We start from the raw sequence: 18,142 nt of genomic DNA on the forward strand, positions 1-18,142 counted from the left end.
GTTGTGGCAAGGAAGACGATGAAAGTTCTATTTCTGGTGCAGAAAGATCAGCGGGCCATTCTGGACCGTCTGTACGACGGGGTCGCGGCTCATTGCGAGTGCGACTTGCGGTGGTTGAGCAGCAAGGAACAGCGCAACCTGCGCAGTTATTTCCGGCGTGAAGTCGATGTGTCCCGTTACGACCGGATCGTGTTTTTCCTGCGTTTCAAGCAGGAGATCCGCCAGGTCGGATTTATCCGCACGATTCCCAACCTGGTCATTCTCGAACACGATGCTTACCAGAACTACATTCCTTGCAAGTACACCGGCAAGTTCAGCGCGCACTACCGTCGCCTGCCCTGGGCGCGGGTCATCAGTTCCGGCTTCGTTGTCACCGAGCGCCTGCGTGCAGAGGGTTTCGATGCGGTGTTCGTGCCCAAGGGCTATGACCAGACGCAACTTGCGGATCAGGGGCGCGAGCGGGATATCGAGCTGGCGTTCGTCGGCAGTACCAACAGCGTCGCCTACAGCGGTCGCAAGGCCTTGCTCGATGAACTGGGTCGCGTCGAGCCTTTGGTGGTGACTCGCACCAAATCCGGCGAGGAGTACCGCGATACGCTCAACCGCATTCGCTTTTTCGTCAGTGCCGACGTCGGCATGGGCGAGTTCATGATCAAGAATTTCGAGGCCATGGCCTGTGGCTGTGTCTTGCTGGCCTATGATCAGGGCGCAGCGGAAAACCAGGCGCTGGGTTTGCAGGACATGCACAACGTGGTGTTCTACCAGGACATTGCGCAGCTTCAGGAGAAACTGGCCAGACTGCGCAGCGAACCGCAACTGGCGCAGAGCATCGCTCGCAATGGTCGGGAGTTGGCGGTCAACCAATTCAGCTTTGCCCGCATCGGCCAACGTATCGTCGAAGAACTTGAGCCTGCACTGCACCCTCGCGCGCCGTTGAGTCTGTTGGAAAGAATTCGACTCAATTTGGGTGTTTGACAAGCGTTGGCCAGCCATTGATATTGCTGGCCACTTCTACTTTGTTGAGACAACCGTGCATTTTTCCCACGAGAGTGACATCACGCTGGTGGTCACAAGCTGTGGTCGCCTGGACCTGCTCAAGACCACCCTCGAGAGCTTCGATCGATTCAATACGGCGCCCATCCGCGAAGTGTTCATCACCGAGGATGCAGGTGACGCAGAGGTACACGCGGTGATTCCAGCCCACTGGAAGGATCACTGTACGGTCTTCGTCAATCGACCCAAGCTGGGTCAGCTGGCGTCGATCGACCTGGCGTACGAACACGTCAGCACGAGCTATATCTTCCATTGCGAGGATGACTGGGAATTCTACCGCCCAGGGTTTGTGGAGGACTCCATGACCGTTCTCCAATCTCGCCCGGAAATCCTGCAAGTATGGTTGCGTAGCTATACTCATGATCTGCGGGTTCACAGCCCCTACATTCATCTGGGGCCGCGTGAAGTCGTCGGTGGAGTGGCTTGCCATCCATTGATTTCCGACAAGCCGGAGTGGCAGGGGTTCTCGCTGAACCCAGGCCTGCGACGGGTCAAGGAATATCGATTGTGCGCGCCTTTTTCCGGGCACGCTGGCGAGAAAGCGCTGTCACAGCGATACGCACAGTTGAACCTGACTGCCCTGACGCTTGAAGCGGACGCAGTCATGCACACCGGGTTTGGCCTGCACGTGCAAACGCCTGTAGAGCGACAGCGCAAGGCGCGTCGCAGCCGGCGCGAACAGGTCAAGTTCGTTTTGTTTTTGTTGTTGGGAGTCTGCATTGGCTGGTCCATCAAGTAGCGACACCGCAGCTTATCCCCATAACCTTTTGTATTGGCTGCTTGCCCTATGAGTATTCTCAACGTGATGTGGGCAGGTGGTGCTCCGTTTGCCTCGATCCACAAGGTGCATCAGCAGATACTGTCTCAAGCCTTGCCCTCGGCCCCGGTGAAAACCTGGTTGCTCCAGGGAGACGCCGCCGAATGCGGAGTGGACGTCGGTGAGATACGCGAGTGGGGACTGTCTTCTGCCCGATTGAAAGGGCGGCATTTCTGGCGATTGACCAAACCCTGGATGCGAGCCCGCTTTCACCGCGCCCTCCAGGACAGCGACGCACGACTGTTGTTGCTCGACGGATTGGGCGTAGCGCGCACGCTGTTACCGATACTCAAGTCCTTGCCGCATATCCGCGTCGTGGTCATCTTTCATGGGGCGACTCGGCTGCATGCGGGTGATCGAGTGCTCTTTCAACAGCTCCCGGCTTCCCAGCTGGCCTTGGCTGCAGTGTCGAACACCCTCGCAGCCTCACTGAGCAGTGACTTGCAAATACCGGTCATGACCTTGCGCAGTGCCTTTGAGCCTGCCGCCTTCTGTTGCGCTTTGCTTCCTCGGGAAGAGGCGCGGACCCGGTTGGGCTTGCCTGCGGACGGTGGGCCGGTATTGGGAGCGGTGGGGCGCCTGGTTTCGGAAAAGGGCTTCGGCTGCCTGCTTGATGCTTTTGCGGCGGCATTGCGGGAGCGCCCCGACCTGAAATTGGTGATTGTCGGGGAAGGCAGCACCCGCGCCTCGCTGCAGGCTCGTATTGATGAGCTGGGGCTGCATGGGCAAGTCTTGCTGCCGGGCCATCTTGATGATGCGGCGCGTCTTTATCGTGCGTTCGACTGGGTCGCGATCCCGTCGCGGGAGGAAGGTCTGGGGCTGATCATGCAGGAGGCGGTCATGGCGGGGGTTCCGGTACTGTCCAGTGACCTGGCGGTATTTCGCGAACAGCTGGCCGATAGTGGCTGGTACGCCCCGGTTGATGATGTGAACGCCTGGCGCGACGCGATCTTGCGAGCGTTCAGCGTCTCTGCCGCAGCGGTCGCCGCTGATCAGTTCCAGGCATTAGGGCCGGATCAAGCCTGGCTGAGCTTCAGCCAGACCGCCCGTGCACTACTCTCATGAGGGCAGCACTGCCTGCTCCAATGCTTGCATCGGAAAGGTGTCGTTCAGGTTCTCGCGTGCAATATAGCGCGCGAAGTGTTGCAGGTTGCGTTTGATCAGATGCCGAGGCAAAGGGGCTCGCAGGAAACGCATGTCAGCCACATCGATCAGGCCCATTTGATTGTCGGGCGTGATCACAATGTTGCCCAGATGCAGTGAGCGGAAGTAGATCCCCGATTGATGCAGTCGACGTATCAATCCGGCCAGTTCAGGCAAGGCTTGCGGCCAGTTGAAACCGTCCTTGCTGGCGATCTGGCGCAGGGTCTGGCCTGGCAGCGGCTGGTACAGCACGGCTGTCATGCCGGGCGCCTGCAGTCGGTAATACTGCAGGACCTGCAAGGTCGGCACGCCGAGCTTCTGCAGTTCGGCGGCATTGTCGATGAAGCGTTTCGAGTAAGGCCGAAACAAGGCGGATGAAAATATACGCTTGCGACGAAACAGTTTGAGGATATTCCCGTCTTGCAACAGGTAGACTTTTGGCCCGTAACTGTCGGCCTCCAATACTTTGGCGCCGTCAATCATTTGATTCAGGGTGGCTTGAGGGAGCCGGGAACATTGCATCGTAGAAAGCCTTTTGGAAGAACGGGGCGCCATGGCGGGCAATGATGCCGAAAAAATTCAGCTTTAACCATGTCGGGTTGGGTGAGTGAACGCTTACAGGAGCAATTTGATGCAAGAAACTCGTTGGGCGCAAGCATGGATGGCAGTAGGTCTTTTGTGGTTTTTGTTGGCCATCGCCATTGCGCCTACCAACAAGCTCTATCAGCAAGGCTTGGTGGTGTTTCTCTGGTTGCCTGCAATCATGCTCTGCTGGTCCGCACGGGCCCGGCTTCGGGAATTGTTCCATGAACAGCGCTGGATCTACCTGCCGTTGCTGGGGCTGGTGATCTGGTCACTGCTCAGTCTTTCATGGTCGAACACGCCTGATCCTGATCGCGCAGCCAAGCGCGTGCTGTACATCGTGGTGTTCCTGTTGTTCTTTCCGGTTTTCGCCAATGCCCGACCCGAGCGCGTGATCCGCGTCATGCAATGGGGAGGTATAGGGCTGGCTGTCACGGCGCTGGTGGCGATCGTCAAATTTTATGGAATGCATGGCAACGTCTGGGTTTCACGCGTGGAAGGGCTGGGCGAATTGTCCCATCCGATCCTGGGCGGCTACGTCATCGGCCTGGCAGCCGTGTGGCTGGTACTCTGGACACCGCGTACGGGCTTGATGCAGGTAGTCTATGCCCTTGCATTGGGCGTTCTGGGGATATTTGTCCTGCTCAGCCAGAGTCGCGGCGCGGCCCTGGCACTGTTTCTCACGATACTGGCCATGCCGGTCTGGTGCCGTGACCGACGCAGTCGTCTCGTCGCGGCGCTCGCATTGATCATCGCGATGCTGGCGTTCTGGCTTTTCGAATCCCTGGTCCTGTCGCGCGGTGTTTCCTATCGCCCGCAGATCCTGATGGCCAGTTTGCAAATGATCGCGGAACACCCATGGCGCGGCCTGGGCCTTGGCAGTAACTACAATGTGTTCGCCGATGGGCAGCATTTTGACCACGCCCATAACCTGTTCACCCACGTAGCCATCGAATTGGGCCTGCCAGGGTTGTTGTTGTGGGTGGCGACCTGGATCGCAGTACTGCGCGAGGCCTGGAAGGTTCGGGAAACGCTCTATGCCAAGGGAATCATCGGCATCTGGTTGTTCTCTACCCTGGCGATGCAATTCGATGCCGCCAGCCTGAACGGGACACCGAGGGCCGAATGGTTTATCAGCTGGTTACCCATTGGCCTGGCCAGTGTTTTGGTATGGGCGCGGGCCAATCCCGACGCTTGTGATAAAATTTCGCGTTCTTCCTAACCAGTGAGCTCTACGATGAGTGACGCACCGCCCAAAGCGGGACAGGACTCCAGCCTGAAAATCTATTTTCGGCTGTTGGGGTATGTAAAACCTTATCTCGGCCTTTTCTTGCTGAGTATCGTGGGCTTCGTGATCTTTGCCTCCACACAGCCGATGCTGGCGGGGATTCTCAAGTATTTCGTCGATGGCCTGAGCAATCCTGAAGCGGTGCTCTTCCCCAACGTCCCTTATCTGAAGGACTTGCAGCTGCTGATGGCCGTGCCATTGCTGATCATCCTGATCGCGGCGTGGCAAGGCCTGGGCTCCTTCCTTGGCAACTATTACCTGGCGAAGGTTTCGCTGGGGCTGGTGCATGACCTGCGGGTCGAGTTGTTCAACAAGTTGCTGGTTCTGCCAAACCGCTATTTCGATACGCATAATTCCGGGCATCTGATCTCGCGCATCACGTTCAACGTGACCATGGTGACCGGTGCCGCTACCGATGCAATCAAGGTGGTGATTCGCGAAGGCCTTACCGTGGTCTTCCTGTTTGCCTACCTGCTGTGGATGAACTGGAAACTGACCATCGTGATGCTGGCCATCCTGCCGCTGATTGCACTCATGGTGGGTAACACCAGCAAGAAATTCCGCAAGCAGAGCAAGAAGATCCAGGTGGCCATGGGCGATGTGACCCATGTGGCGTCCGAGACCATCCAGGGTTATCGCGTGGTGCGCAGCTTCGGTGGCGAGAGCTATGAAGAGCGGCGTTTTGCCGAAGCCAGCCAGGGCAATACCGACAAGCAACTGCGCATGACCAAGACCGGGGCGGTCTACACGCCGATGTTGCAGTTGGTGATCTACACCGCCATGGCCGTGCTGATGTTCCTGGTGCTGTTCCTGCGCGGTGATGCCACCGCCGGTGACCTGGTGGCCTACATCACGGCGGCGGGTCTGCTGCCCAAGCCGATCCGGCAGCTGTCGGAAGTCAGTTCGACCATTCAGAAAGGTGTCGCCGGTGCCGAAAGCATTTTCGAGCAACTGGACGTCGAGCCGGAAGTCGACCACGGTACCGTTGAGCGCGACCGCGTCAATGGCTACCTGGAAGTGCGCAACCTGAGCTTTACCTATCCCGGGACAGAGCGTGAAGTGCTGAAGAACATCAGCTTCACTGCGGCGCCAGGGCAAATGATCGCACTGGTTGGTCGCTCTGGCAGCGGCAAGTCGACACTCGCCAGCCTGATACCGCGCTTCTACCATCATGAAGTCGGCGAGATCCTGCTCGATGATGTCGAAATCGAAGACTACCGCCTGCGCAACCTGCGTCGGCACGTAGCACAAGTCACACAACATGTGACCCTGTTCAACGACACTATCGCCAACAATATCGCCTACGGTGACCTGGCTGGCGCACCTCGCGCAGACATTGAAAAGGCTGCTGCGGACGCCTATGCCATGGACTTCATCGCGCAGATGCCGCAAGGCCTGGATACCCAGGTCGGGGAAAACGGCGTACTGCTGTCCGGCGGCCAGCGCCAGCGCCTGGCGATTGCCCGGGCCTTGCTGAAAAATGCCCCGTTGCTGATTCTCGACGAAGCCACCTCGGCGCTCGATACCGAGTCCGAGCGGCACATTCAGGCAGCCCTGGATCAAGTCATGAAAGGTCGTACCACGCTGGTCATCGCTCACCGGTTGTCGACTATCGAAAAGGCCGACCTGATTCTGGTGATGGATCAGGGTGAAATCGTCGAGCGTGGCACCCACACGCAATTGCTGGCGCAAAATGGCTACTATTCGCGCCTGCATGCGATGGGGCTCGATACGCCGGCCGAAGACATCGCCTGACACCGACTTCAGGGTGAGCCTGGCTCACCCTGATGCTCAGCCGGCGTGCAATGCGCCGCTCGAGTGAATCCATGCGCGATTCTTGCTCAATAATTGATCAAAAAGCCTTGGCGCAAGATCCCGTTGCAGCCGTCACACAAGCCTGTGCCCACCCTGTGTTAATATCGCGCCCCTGTTCATTTTGTATGTGGGTTGCTCCATGAAGTTGTCCATGCCGCGATTCGATCAAGCCCCTGTCTTGGTGGTCGGCGATGTCATGCTCGACCGTTACTGGCATGGTGGTACCTCACGGATTTCCCCTGAGGCGCCAGTACCGGTAGTCAAGGTCGAACACATCGAGGACCGCCCGGGCGGTGCCGCCAACGTTGCGTTGAACATTGCCGCCCTTGGCGCGCCAGCCTCGCTGGTCGGCGTCACCGGCGACGATGAAGCCGCCGACAGCCTGGTCAATAGCCTCAAGGGGGCCGGTGTGCGCGCGTTGTTCCAGCGCATCGCGCACCAGCCGACCATCGTCAAACTGCGGGTCATGAGTCGTCACCAGCAACTGCTGCGAATCGACTTCGAAGAACCGTTCGCCACCGACTCCCTGGCGTTGTCCGTGCAAGTCGACGAACTGCTCGAAGGCATCAAGGTGCTGGTGCTGTCCGACTACGGCAAGGGCGCACTGAAAAACCATCAGGTGTTGATCCAGGCCGCCCGCGCCCGTGGCATTCCGGTGCTGGCCGATCCCAAGGGCAAGGATTTCTCCATTTATCGCGGAGCGAGCCTGATCACGCCGAACCTCAGCGAATTCGAAACCATCGTCGGTGGTTGCGCCGATGAGCACGAATTGGTCAGCAAAGGCGCGCAGCTGATGCACGACCTGGACCTTGGCGCCTTGCTGGTGACCCGTGGTGAGCACGGCATGACCCTGCTGCGGCCTGATCATCCGGCATTGCACCTGCCGGCACGCGCCCGTGAAGTGTTCGACGTGACCGGTGCTGGCGATACGGTGATTTCCACCCTGGCAGCGGCGATTGCTGCGGGTGAAGAGCTGCCGCACGCGGTGGGCCTGGCCAATCTGGCGGCCGGCATCGTGGTCGGCAAGCTTGGTACGGCGGCCATCAGCGCGCCGGAACTGCGTCGGGCTATCCAGCGTGAAGAAGGCTCCGAGCGCGGCGTGTTGGGCCTGGAGCAGCTGTTGCTGGCAGTCGATGATGCGCGTGCGCATAAAGAGAAGATCGTCTTCACCAACGGCTGCTTCGACATCCTGCATGCCGGGCACGTGACGTACCTGGAGCAGGCGCGGGCGCAAGGCGATCGCCTGATCGTCGCGGTCAACGACGATGCGTCGGTCAGCCGCCTGAAAGGGCCCGGCCGTCCGATCAACAGTGTCGACCGGCGCATGGCGGTGCTTGCAGGTCTGGGCGCGGTCGATTGGGTGATCAGTTTCGCTGAGGGCACACCGGAGAACCTGCTGCGCGAGGTCAAGCCGGACGTGCTGGTCAAGGGTGGGGACTACGGGATTGACCAAGTGGTCGGTGCGGACATCGTGACCGCTTACGGCGGGACCGTGAAAGTGCTGGGACTGGTGGAAAACAGCTCAACGACCGCCATTGTCGAGAAGATCCGCAAGTCCGAATAAACCCAAAACAAATCGCAACCTGCGGCACGTGACCCTGTAGGAGCTGCCGCAGGCTGCGATCTTTTGCTTTTAAGAGTTGACCTTTTTACGCGGTACGATCTTTTTCAGCAGTTGCCTGGCCTTGCCACGCAACCGCGCCAATCCCGAAGCCTTCCCCGGCGGCGTCAAACCCTGCTGACGCACCCAGTCCTTCCAGCGAATCCGCTCATCTTTCACCAGCCAGCCTTCCTGCCGGGCGAAACTTTCGGCCAGGTACAGCCCACGCGTGCTCGCCGGGTGCAATTGATCCTTTTTCAAGGTGTAGAGCTCGGCCAGGGGGTGGCCATCCTGCAAAGGCATCAGGTACAGGTCGGGACGCTTGCGATCCAGGCGGGCGACCAATTGATCGCCTTCCAGGCGTTCGTCGACGTGAAACAGGCTCAGGGACTTGGCTTCCTTGGGCACCTCCAGGCGCAAGTCGTAGATCAACTGCAGCGATGCGGTCGGCAAGTGCACGTAGGCCCGTGGCCGTTCGATCAATGGCAGGTTGGCGCAACGTACCGGACGTGCCGAGCCGGACAGCGGCGATAGGCGAAACGGCAGGGCTTCGCGGTAGTGCAGGGCGCTGGAGTAGGGCGCGGGTAGCCAGGTGTCGTTGAAGCGTCCGCCGAGCCAGCCTTCCGGGGTTTCCAGCAGGCATTCCTCGGCAATTTCCTGGATGGCCGTGTGCAACGGCAGGTTCAGCTCATGGGCCGGCACGTAGCCGGAAATCAGCTTGAGCACCACGTCGCCGCGGTCCTGCCGCCGTTGGCGCACCAGTACCCAGTAATCGCGATTCTGCCAATGCAGTGTCAGGCGAACCGAAACCCCGAGGTTGGCCAATTCCAGGGAAAAGCGTTGCGTATCGGCGACGGTCACCGGGCGCCGACGTTGCAGGATCTGGGAGAAATTCAGCGGCCTCCCGACGCTCTGATAACTCAGGCCTTCGGGAGTCGCTTCGACGAATAACGGCAGGGTCTTGAAGTTGCTCGGGTTCTTTCTAATGAGCGTACGCGGCATGTCGGCTCCTGCTTTAGGCCGCGTGGGGCGGCATCAGTGGCTACGTAGGACCTGGGCAACGGTCGCCACGTTATGGGCGAGGTGCAGCGGGTTGATCGTTCCGACAATAGCACTGGCCACGCCGGGATGTTCGAACAACAACTCGAAACTGGCGCGCACAGGGTCCACGCCTGGGCTCAGGCACACATGACCGCTGGCGAGGGCTTTCTTGACCAGAATGGCTTTGCCGTGAGCAGCAGCATAGTCAATCACGGCCTTTTCGCTTTGCTCGTTCAGATTGTAGGTGACCATGGCGCAATCACCTTGCTCCAGCGCCTTCAAGCCGCCTTCGACGGTTTTGCCGGAAAAGCCGAAGCCGCGAATCTTGCCTTCGGCCTTGAGTGCGGCAAGGGTTGCGTAGACTTCGCAGTCGTTGAGGATCGCCAGGTCGTTGCCGTCGGAGTGCACCAGCACCAGGTCGATAAAATCAGTTTCAAGGCGTTGCAGGCTGCGCTCCACCGAGAGGCGGGTGTGGGCGGCGCTGAAATCATGGCGGGACTGCCCGTCGGCAAACTCTTCGCCGACCTTGCTGACGATCACCCAATCCTGACGCTGACCTCGCAGCAGCGGGCCGAGGCGCTCTTCGCTGCGACCATAGGCCGGCGCGGTGTCGATCAGGTTGATGCCCATATCACGCGCGAGTTTGAGCAGCATGCGCGCTTCGTCATCATCGGGAATCTGGAAACCGTTGGGGTACTTCACCCCTTGATCGCGGCCGAGTTTTACCGTGCCCAGGCCTAGTGGCGATACTGTCAGGCCAGTGCTGCCCAAGGGCCGGTGAAGGTCGTGCAAAGTCGGTTGGCTCATGGCAGCAGTTGCTCCCAGGCCGGGACGCCCATCGGCGGTTTTGGCAGCGGCGGCAATGCGCTGGCGGGGCCCGGTTGAATGCCATTGCGGGCGAGGCTGGCGATCACACGGTCGGCGAAGTCCGGCGCCAGTGCCAGTTTGGTTGGCCAGCCCACCAGCAGGCGACCTTCCTCGGCTACAAAGGCGTTGTCGGGGCGGGTCAGGCCTGATTGCAATGGCTCCGCACGGTCCACGCGCAGGGTTGCCCATTGCACCGTGCTGAGGTCGATCCATGGCAGTAACTGGCCAAGCTCTTTCTGAGCAGTGGCGATCTGTTCGGCGGGCTCACGGGCCACGCCTTCGGCTTCGGCGATATCTCCGCCCAAGTACCAGACCCACTGGCCATCGGCCGCAGGGTGCGTGGTCACCGTGATGCGCGGTTTGGTGCCGCCACCCAGGCAATGGGCGTACAGCGGCTTGAGGCTTGGGCCTTTGGCGATGATCATGTGCAGCGGGCGACGTTGCATCGCGGGCTGGGTCAGCCCCAGCGCTTCGAGCAACGCCGCCGTTCCGCCACCGGCGCTCAAGACGATGCGTTGGGCGCGGATCTCGCGTTCATCCACCTTGAGGCCGACCAGCACACCACCCTCCAGCAGCGGTTCGATCTTCTGGCCGGCGAGCAGACCGTCGCCCGCGAGGTCTGCCAGGCGCTGGATCAGGCTCGGTACATCGATCACCAGTTCCGCGAGGCGATAGACTTTGCCCTTGAAGCGTTTGTCTTGCAGGGCCGGTGGCAAGTGGTCGCCCTTGACCTGATCGACGCGACCGCGCACGGCCTTGCTGGCGAAGAAGCTGGTGAGGTTGCCGGCAATGGTCCCCGGTGACCAGAGATAGTGGGCCTCGGACAGCAGACGCACGCCCGACAGGTCCAGTTCGCCGTCGCCAGCGAGGGCTTCACGCCAGCGCCGCGGCATGTCGGCAATGGCTTCCGAGGCGCCGGTCAGTGCGCCATGCAGAGCATATTTGGCTCCGCCATGGATGATGCCCTGGGACTTCACGCTCTGCCCGCCGCCGAGGCTGGCGCTTTCCACCAGCACGGTCGAAAAACCCTCGCGGCGCAGGCGCGCATTCAGCCAGAGGCCGGCGACACCAGCGCCGACAATGAGAACGTCGGTGGAAATAACGGATGGCATGCGGCGACCTCAGTGTTCAAGACAAGGGCGCAGTATACAGACTCGAAGAAGCGTGGATTTGTTGGTGATCAATTGTGGGAGCGGGCTTGCTCGCGAAGGCGTCGTGTCAGTCGGCTTCAATGCTGGATGACACACCGCATTCGCGAGCAAGCCCGCTCCCACATTGGATTGTGCGTGAGTCTTAGTGTCCGGCGGTTTTGGAGAACAACTGAATCACCACGACACCCAGGACGATTAAAGCCATCCCCAGCATCGCCGGCACATCCAGCTTCTGCCCGTAGATAAACAGCGCCGCGACGCTGACCATTACGATGCCCATGCCGGCCCATACCGCGTAAGCCACGCCCACCGGTACGCTGCGCACCACCAGGGTCAGCATCCAGAAGGCGATGCCGTAGCCGACGATCACCAGCAGCAGCGGCAGCGGGGTGCTGAAGCCTTTGACCGCTTTCATCGAAACAGTGGCAATCACTTCGGCGCAGATGGCAATGGCCAGGTAGTAGTAAGCGGTCATGGGTCAATCCTCGTATGAAGTGTTGCTTGTTGAGTTCGGCATTCTAGAGATTCTCCAGATGCGGTAAAGTCATTACCTATCTGTTATGAAGATGGGTTTGTCGATGCAATGGAACCTTGAACAACTGCGCCTGTTTATCGGCGTGGCGGAGCAACGCTCGTTTTCTGCCGTGGCACGGGACCAGCGCAAAGCCCAGTCGGCGGTCAGTAGTGCAATTGCGCTGTTGGAGGAAGACCTGGGCGTGAGCCTGTTCGACCGCAGCAGCGGCCGCCAGCCGAAACTCACCGAGGCCGGCAACGCCTTGCTGGAAGAGGCGCGGGAAGTGCTGCGCCAATGTGAGCGTCTCAATGGCCGGGCGCTGGCGATGATGCGCGGCCAGGAGGCCCGTCTGCGCCTGGCCCAGGATGAGGCGATGCCGTACCAGCCGATCATCGAAAGCTTCGAAGCCCTGGCGGAAAAATTTCCCAGCATTGAAGTGCAGCTGACCAGCGCTGCCCAAGGCGATGTGGCGCGCAAACTGGTGGAGCGTCGGGCCGATCTGGGGTTGCTGTTTTACCACGATCAAATTCCTGAAGCCCTGGAGCGGCGGGTGCTGGGCAGTGTCGAGATGGTCACGGTATGCGGTGTCGGGCATCCGTTGGCGGCAAAGACTGAAGTGAACTGCCAGGAACTGGCGCAGCATCGCCAGTTGCTGATGTCCACCCAGTCCAGCGTCTACCCCGGCAGCGAACCGGCCAGCCCGCAGGTCTGGCGGGCCGACAGCTTTTATGTGATGGCTGAATGGTTGGTGCGCGGTCTTGGCTGGGCCTGGCTGCCACGGCACGTAGTTCAGTACCCGGCGTATCAGGATTTGATGGTCGAACTGGTCAGCGAATGGACCCCGCCGGCCCTGGTGGTGGAACTGGTCTGGCGGCGCGATGAGCCGCTGGGTCCGGCGGCTCGCTGGTTGGCGGAACGTTTTGCCGTGCATCTGCAGGCGATCGGTGAAAAAACCGATAAACTCCGCCGCCATGAATAGAACTCTCTACACCGTGCTGTTTTACCTGGGGCTGCCATTGGTGGCGATTCGGCTGTGGCTGCGCTCGCGCAAGGCGCCGGCCTATGCCAAGCGCATCGGCGAGCGTTTCTCCTACGGGATGCCGACGATGAAACCCGGAGGAATCTGGGTGCACGCGGTGTCCGTAGGCGAAAGCATTGCCGCCGCGCCGATGATTCGCGCCTTGCTGCAACGTTATCCACAGCTGCCGATCACCGTGACCTGCATGACCCCCACCGGTTCGGAGCGCATCCAGGCGTTGTTCGCCAACGAGCCGCGCATCCAGCACTGCTATCTGCCGTACGACTTGCCGTGCGCCGCCAAGCGTTTTCTTGATCGGGTCCAGCCAAAACTGGCGGTGATCATGGAAACCGAACTCTGGCCCAACCATATCCATCAATGCGCCAAGCGCGGGATTCCCGTGGCGCTGGCCAATGCGCGGCTGTCCGAGCGTTCGGCCAGGGGCTATGGTCGCTTCAGAAAACTGACCGCTCCGATGCTCGCCGAGATGAGCCTGTTTGCGGTGCAGACCGAAGCCGAGGCCCAGCGTTTTCGTGAGTTGGGCGCGCGGGGGGAAACCGTCGAAGTCACCGGCTCGATCAAGTTCGACCTGACCATCGACCCGCAACTGTTGCAGCGTGCCGCCGAGTTGCGCGGGCAATGGCAGGCGCAGGAACGCCCGGTGTGGATTGCCGCCAGTACCCACGATGGCGAAGACGAGGTGGTCCTGGCAGCCCATCGCCAGTTGCTCGCGAGCCATCCCGATGCCTTGCTGATTCTGGTGCCGCGCCATCCTGAGCGCTTTAACCCGGTTTTCGAATTGTGCCTTCAGCAGGGGTTCGAAACAGTCCGTCGCTCCACGGGCGAACCCGTAACCGCAAAGACTTCGGTGCTGCTGGGTGACACCATGGGCGAGTTGCTGTTTCTCTATGCCCTGGCTGACAGCGCGTTCGTCGGCGGTAGCCTGGTGCCCAATGGCGGGCATAACCTGCTTGAGCCGGCGGCACTCTCCAAGCCAGTGCTGAGCGGCCCTCATCTGTTCAACTTCCTTGAAATCGCAGCGCAGTTGCGCAGTGCCGGGGCGTTGCAGGAGGTTGAGGATGCGCAAGGTCTGGCGGTGGCGGTGCAGCGCCTGTTCGAATTGCCGCGCGATGCGCAGCGGATGTCGGAAGCGGGGTTGAAGGTGATGCGCGCCAATCAGGGGGCGCTGCAGCGGTTATTGGATGGGTTGGGGCGGTTGATCGACCGTTAGAAACAAAAAGATCGCAGCCTGCGGCAGCTCCTACAGGGGGATGCATTCCAATGTAGGAGCTGCCGAAGGCTGCGATCTTTTGCTTTTAAGGCCTTGCCTTGAGTTGCTCAGCCGCGGCCTTCGCCAGATCCGGCGGCAGGAAGTCCTTGTCCGGGTTGTAGTTGGGATTGAGCCAGCGTGCCAGATCCTGCAAGTCCCCCGGGTTCAACGTACCGGCCTGCTGCTTCAAGCGCAGGTTGTCGAGGATGTAGTCGTAGCGGGTGTTGTTGTAGTCACGCACCGACGTGTAGAGCGAGCGCTGTGCATCCAGCACGTCGACGATGTTTCGCGTGCCCACCTGATAGCCGATTTCGGTCGCTTCCACCGCGCTCTGGTTGGAGATGATCGATTGCTTGCGCGCCTGCACCTGCTCGACATCGGTATTCACCGCGCGGTGCAGGTCACGGGTGTTTTCGACGATTTGTCGACGCAGGGATTCGCGTTGCTGCTCGGTCTGGTCCAGTTGCGCATAGGATTGGCGCACCTGGGAATTGATCAGGCCACCGCTGTAGATCGGTATGTTCAGTTGCAGGCCAATCGAAGTCTGCTCGACGTCGCCCTTGTACGGTTGGCCGAAGGCGCTCGGGTTGCTGAAACCCAGTGCATCGTTGTCGCCTTTCTGGTATTGCGCCACGGCGTCGAGGGTCGGTGCATGACCGGCCTTGCGCTGCTTGACGGTTTGCTCGGCGGCGCTGACGGCGTAGTTGCTGGCCAGCAAATTGAGGTTCTGCCTGGCCGCCGTTTCGACCCAGGCCTTGGCGTCGTTCGGCGCAGGCGGCAGGATCGGCAGGTTGTGGCTGATGCCCTGGATCGAGTTGTACTGACGGTTGGTCAGGGTGACCAAGGCTTCGAAGGCATCATCCACCTGGCGCTGGGCAACGATGCGGTTGGCGCGTGCGGTGTCGTAGCTGGCTTGCGAGTTCAGTACGTCGGTCTTGTCCGAGAGACCGACATCGAAGCGTTCGTTGGACTGGTCGAGCTGACGCTTGAACGCGGCTTCCTCGGCCTTGGTCGAGGCCAGGTTGTCCTGGCTGCGCAACACGTTGAAGTAACTGTCGGCCGTCTGCAGGATCAGGTTCTGCTGGGTCGCGGAAAGCTGCAACGCAGCCTGTTCGTTGACGTCCTTAGCGGCCTGGAACTGGAACCAGCGGTCGGCGCGGAACAGCGGTTGCGCCAGGGTCGCCTGGTACGAATGGGCATTACGGTTGGCCGTGGCCGAAGGCTGATCGATCGCCGTGCGTACGCTGGCAACATCGGCACCGCCGGAGAGGTTGGGCAGCAACCCGGCGCGGGCCTGGGGCACGACTTCCTTCTGGGCGCCATATTGGGCGATGGCGGCGGCGAGGTCGGCGTTGTTGTTCGCCGCTTCCTGGTAGACGCTGACCAGATCGGTCCTGGTCGATAAGGGCGCTTCTGCTGCCCAGGCCATTCCATTGGACGCACAAGACACGGCAAGGGCCAGTGAGAGTTTGCGCAGCATAGGCGTTCCCTAGTAAAAATATTACACAAGTAATTTGAGCGCCAAGGCTAAGGCGCTGCCTGTGCAACGTCAATGCGCAGCTTGGCGTAGCGAGTGTAGTTGTGCATTGAAGCGGCAACAATCCTGGCGATCGCGCTAATTGCGCCATTCATCACGGTGTTTGCAACGGAGTTGGCGTTCTCTGCCAGTTGTGTCTAGACTGGCCGGGTTCTTGTCGGGGTGCCTTGCTATGAGGCTGAGATCGAATAATTTCGGATCCCGTTGAACCTGATCAGGTTAGCGCCTGCGTAGGGAACAAGATTTCTCGTCACCCGGCGAGTCCTCTTGTGCTTCGTCCGGGATGTTGTTCGACAATCGAACACCCCTCGAGCACTGAGCACAGCACAGCTGGTTTTTCAGCACCCGTGCGTCCATTCGTTTACAGGTTCGCTCCGACAAAATTCCACTGCCTGGATGCTGTCTGGAGAGCCCGTGATGACTACAAAAGCAAAAATCGCCACCAACCTGAGTGACTCGGCCAAGGTCGATCAACAATCGGTGCAGCCGTTTACCCACTCGCAAAAAATCTATGTCCAGGGCACTCGCCCGGACATCCTCGTGCCGATGCGCGAAATCAGCCTCGACGTGACGCCAACCGACTTCGGTGGCGAGGTCAACGCGCCGGTCGTGGTCTATGACACATCCGGCCCGTACACCGACCCCAACGTCATCATCGACGTGCGCAAAGGCCTGGCCGATGTGCGCTCGCCCTGGATCGAATCCCGCGGCGACACCGAGCGCCTGAGCGGCCTGAGCTCCAACTTCGGCCAGGAACGCCTCGCCGACCCGGAGCTGACCAAGCTGCGTTTTGCCCACGTGAACAACCCGCGTCGCGCCAAGCCGGGTGCCAACGTCAGCCAGATGCACTACGCGCGCCAGGGCATCATCACCGCCGAGATGGAATACGTCGCCATCCGCGAAAACATGAAGCTGGAAGTGGCCCGCGCCGCCGGCCTGCTGGACCAGCAACACGCCGGCCACAGCTTCGGCGCCAGCGTGCCGAAAATCATCACCCCGGAATTCGTCCGTGACGAAATCGCCCGCGGCCGCGCGATCATTCCGGCCAACATCAACCACACCGAACTGGAACCGATGATCATCGGCCGTAACTTCCTGGTGAAGATCAACGGCAACATCGGCAACAGCGCCCTGGGTTCGTCCATCGAAGAAGAAGTGGCGAAACTGACCTGGGGCATTCGCTGGGGTTCGGACACGGTAATGGACCTGTCCACCGGCAAACACATTCACGAAACCCGCGAGTGGATCATCCGCAACTCGCCGGTGCCGATCGGTACCGTGCCGATCTACCAGGCCCTGGAAAAAGTCGGCGGCGTCGCCGAAGACCTGACCTGGGAGCTGTTCCGCGACACCCTGATCGAGCAGGCCGAGCAGGGCGTCGACTACTTCACCATCCACGCCGGCGTGTTGCTGCGCTACGTGCCAATGACCGCCAAGCGCGTGACCGGCATCGTCTCCCGTGGCGGTTCGATCATGGCCAAGTGGTGCCTGGCGCACCACAAGGAAAACTTCCTCTACACCCATTTCGAAGACATCTGCGAAATCATGAAGGCCTACGACGTCAGCTTCTCGCTGGGTGATGGCCTGCGTCCTGGCTCGATTGCCGATGCCAACGACGAAGCGCAGTTCGGCGAGCTGGAGACCCTCGGCGAGCTGACCAAGATCGCCTGGAAGCACGACGTGCAGTGCATGATCGAAGGCCCGGGCCACGTGCCGATGCAGTTGATCAAGGAGAACATGGACAAGCAGTTGGAATGCTGCGACGAGGCGCCGTTCTACACCCTCGGCCCGCTGACCACCGACATCGCGCCGGGCTACGACCACATCACCTCCGGTATCGGCGCGGCGATGATCGGCTGGTTCGGTTGCGCCATGCTCTGCTACGTCACGCCCAAGGAGCACCTGGGCCTGCCAAACAAGGATGACGTCAAGACCGGGATCATCACCTACAAGATCGCCGCGCATGCCGCCGATCTGGCGAAGGGGCATCCGGGCGCACAGATCCGCGACAATGCCTTGAGCAAGGCGCGCTTCGAATTCCGTTGGGAAGACCAGTTTAACCTGGGCCTTGATCCGGATACCGCCCGTTCGTATCACGATGAGACGCTGCCGAAGGATTCGGCCAAGGTCGCGCACTTCTGCTCCATGTGCGGGCCGAAATTCTGCTCGATGAAAATTACCCAGGAAGTCCGCGAGTATGCGGCCAACCAACGGATCGAGGCGGTCGACGTGGATGTTGCCCAGGGCATGGCCGAACAGGCTGAGCGCTTCAAGCAGGAAGGCAGTCAGCTGTATCAGAAAGTTTGATCTGACCTGTGATTGACGGCGCCTTTGCTGCCGTCTTCGCGAGCAAGCCCGCTCCCACACTGGATCTCCTGTGAACACAAATTTTGTGTACGACCGGGATCAATGTGGGAGCGGGCTTGCTCGCGAAGGCGTTGGAACA

The 18,142-nt window shown here is 60.4% G+C and carries 15 protein-coding genes and 1 riboswitch; of the genes, 9 read left to right on the top strand and 6 right to left on the bottom strand.

Features of this window, described 5'->3' with window-relative positions; translation table 11 throughout:
* The first annotated feature begins 18 nt into the window (after positions 1-18).
* Genes SOP85_RS09010 through SOP85_RS09020 form a run of 3 tightly spaced genes read left to right on the top strand, consistent with a single transcriptional unit; the run spans position 19 to position 2,935 of the window.
* Complete coding sequence (locus SOP85_RS09010) at positions 19-975, top strand: glycosyltransferase (protein WP_323626733.1); 957 nt, start codon at positions 19-21, stop codon at positions 973-975.
* Between the two features lie 55 nt (positions 976-1,030).
* Positions 1,031-1,792, top strand: coding sequence for a glycosyltransferase family 2 protein (locus tag SOP85_RS09015; RefSeq protein ID WP_274076024.1), 762 nt, complete (start codon positions 1,031-1,033; stop codon positions 1,790-1,792).
* 48 nt (positions 1,793-1,840) lie between these two features.
* Positions 1,841-2,935 carry a glycosyltransferase gene (locus tag SOP85_RS09020; RefSeq protein ID WP_274076023.1) on the top strand — a complete coding sequence of 365 codons (1,095 nt, stop codon included), beginning with the start codon at positions 1,841-1,843 and terminating at the stop codon, positions 2,933-2,935.
* Here the strand turns inward: SOP85_RS09020 and SOP85_RS09025 are convergent.
* Positions 2,930-3,535, bottom strand: coding sequence for a toluene tolerance protein (locus tag SOP85_RS09025; protein WP_323626756.1), 606 nt, complete (start codon positions 3,533-3,535; stop codon positions 2,930-2,932). The genes SOP85_RS09020 and SOP85_RS09025 overlap by 6 nt on opposite strands.
* A gap of 109 nt (positions 3,536-3,644) precedes the next feature.
* Here SOP85_RS09025 and SOP85_RS09030 point away from each other — a divergent pair, with 109 nt between their 5' ends.
* From SOP85_RS09030 to hldE, 3 genes are all read left to right on the top strand, one after another.
* On the top strand, positions 3,645-4,817 hold the full coding sequence (locus SOP85_RS09030) for an O-antigen ligase family protein (protein WP_323626734.1): 1,173 nt from the start codon (positions 3,645-3,647) through the stop codon (positions 4,815-4,817).
* A gap of 15 nt (positions 4,818-4,832) precedes the next feature.
* Complete coding sequence (msbA, locus tag SOP85_RS09035) at positions 4,833-6,638, top strand: lipid A export permease/ATP-binding protein MsbA (RefSeq protein ID WP_274076021.1); 1,806 nt, start codon at positions 4,833-4,835, stop codon at positions 6,636-6,638.
* Between the two features lie 199 nt (positions 6,639-6,837).
* Positions 6,838-8,262 (top strand): bifunctional D-glycero-beta-D-manno-heptose-7-phosphate kinase/D-glycero-beta-D-manno-heptose 1-phosphate adenylyltransferase HldE, encoded by a 1,425-nt coding sequence (gene hldE, locus SOP85_RS09040; protein WP_274076020.1) that lies wholly within the window; start codon positions 6,838-6,840, stop codon positions 8,260-8,262.
* 69 nt (positions 8,263-8,331) lie between these two features.
* Here hldE and SOP85_RS09045 read toward each other — a convergent pair whose 3' ends face one another.
* From SOP85_RS09045 to SOP85_RS09065, 4 genes are all read right to left on the bottom strand, one after another.
* Positions 8,332-9,300, bottom strand: coding sequence for a metal ABC transporter ATPase (locus SOP85_RS09045; RefSeq protein WP_274076019.1), 969 nt, complete (start codon positions 9,298-9,300; stop codon positions 8,332-8,334).
* Between the two features lie 33 nt (positions 9,301-9,333).
* Complete coding sequence (locus SOP85_RS09050; RefSeq protein ID WP_274076018.1) at positions 9,334-10,146, bottom strand: aldo/keto reductase; 813 nt, start codon at positions 10,144-10,146, stop codon at positions 9,334-9,336.
* A complete protein-coding gene (locus SOP85_RS09055; protein WP_323626735.1) occupies positions 10,143-11,318 on the bottom strand; it encodes an NAD(P)/FAD-dependent oxidoreductase in 1,176 nt (391 codons plus the stop codon). The genes SOP85_RS09050 and SOP85_RS09055 overlap by 4 nt, the downstream gene beginning before the upstream one ends.
* 181 nt (positions 11,319-11,499) lie before the next feature.
* A complete protein-coding gene (locus tag SOP85_RS09065; protein ID WP_008004867.1) occupies positions 11,500-11,832 on the bottom strand; it encodes a DMT family transporter in 333 nt (110 codons plus the stop codon).
* A gap of 103 nt (positions 11,833-11,935) precedes the next feature.
* Between SOP85_RS09065 and SOP85_RS09070 the strand changes: the two genes are divergently transcribed.
* Both SOP85_RS09070 and waaA read left to right on the top strand, forming a co-directional pair.
* A complete protein-coding gene (locus SOP85_RS09070) occupies positions 11,936-12,850 on the top strand; it encodes a LysR family transcriptional regulator (RefSeq protein WP_323626736.1) in 915 nt (304 codons plus the stop codon).
* Positions 12,843-14,120, top strand: a complete 1,278-nt coding sequence (waaA, locus tag SOP85_RS09075) for a lipid IV(A) 3-deoxy-D-manno-octulosonic acid transferase (RefSeq protein WP_323626737.1) — start codon at positions 12,843-12,845, stop codon at positions 14,118-14,120. Before SOP85_RS09070 ends, waaA begins: the two co-directional genes overlap by 8 nt.
* Before the next feature lie 85 nt (positions 14,121-14,205).
* Here the strand turns inward: waaA and SOP85_RS09080 are convergent, their stop codons facing one another.
* Positions 14,206-15,639, bottom strand: coding sequence for a TolC family outer membrane protein (locus SOP85_RS09080; RefSeq protein ID WP_323626738.1), 1,434 nt, complete (start codon positions 15,637-15,639; stop codon positions 14,206-14,208).
* A gap of 205 nt (positions 15,640-15,844) precedes the next feature.
* Positions 15,845-15,950: riboswitch (TPP riboswitch) on the top strand.
* Between the two features lie 163 nt (positions 15,951-16,113).
* Between SOP85_RS09080 and thiC the strand changes: the two genes are divergently transcribed.
* The gene (gene thiC, locus SOP85_RS09085; protein ID WP_323626739.1) at positions 16,114-18,003 is read left to right on the top strand and encodes a phosphomethylpyrimidine synthase ThiC; all 1,890 of its coding nucleotides are present in this window, start codon (positions 16,114-16,116) and stop codon (positions 18,001-18,003) included.
* The last annotated feature ends 139 nt before the right edge of the window (positions 18,004-18,142 follow it).

Source organism: Pseudomonas sp. YuFO20, from assembly GCF_035064975.1.
GTDB classification, from domain to species: domain Bacteria; phylum Pseudomonadota; class Gammaproteobacteria; order Pseudomonadales; family Pseudomonadaceae; genus Aquipseudomonas; species Aquipseudomonas putida_AE.